Raw genomic sequence first — 286 nt, 5'->3', positions numbered from 1 at the left:
GTACGTTCCGCGGCCAAGGCGAAAGCGTTGCTGACAAGGACCAGACCCGTCTGATCTTCAACTACACTTACAACTTCCTGTAAGTCCGGTTGAAAAGAGAAGCCTCGCCTCGTGCGAGGCTTTTTTTTGTCTGTCTGCTGATAGGATAAAAAGTTATAAATAAATCGATATTTATTCTTTTTGTTTTCTAGCAGATGCAGGCAAAGTGAACCCATAACGAACTCAGCCTAGGAGCCGCACCATGAGCCTCAGACTCGGCGATATCGCCCCCGACTTCGAACAGGAA

General features: G+C 47.6%; 1 protein-coding gene. It reads right to left on the bottom strand.

Annotated features, from left to right (window positions below; genetic code table 11):
* Positions 1-215: hypothetical protein (locus M2D63_RS25695; protein WP_285865882.1), on the bottom strand; the 215-nt coding region annotated here is incomplete at its 3' end.
* Positions 216-286 lie beyond the last annotated feature (71 nt).

The sequence above is a fragment of the Pseudomonas sp. BJa5 genome, assembly GCF_030272875.2.
Lineage (GTDB): Bacteria > Pseudomonadota > Gammaproteobacteria > Pseudomonadales > Pseudomonadaceae > Aquipseudomonas.
Note: the sequence above shows the minus strand (reverse complement) of the source record. Positions and strands in the feature narration are given on the sequence as shown.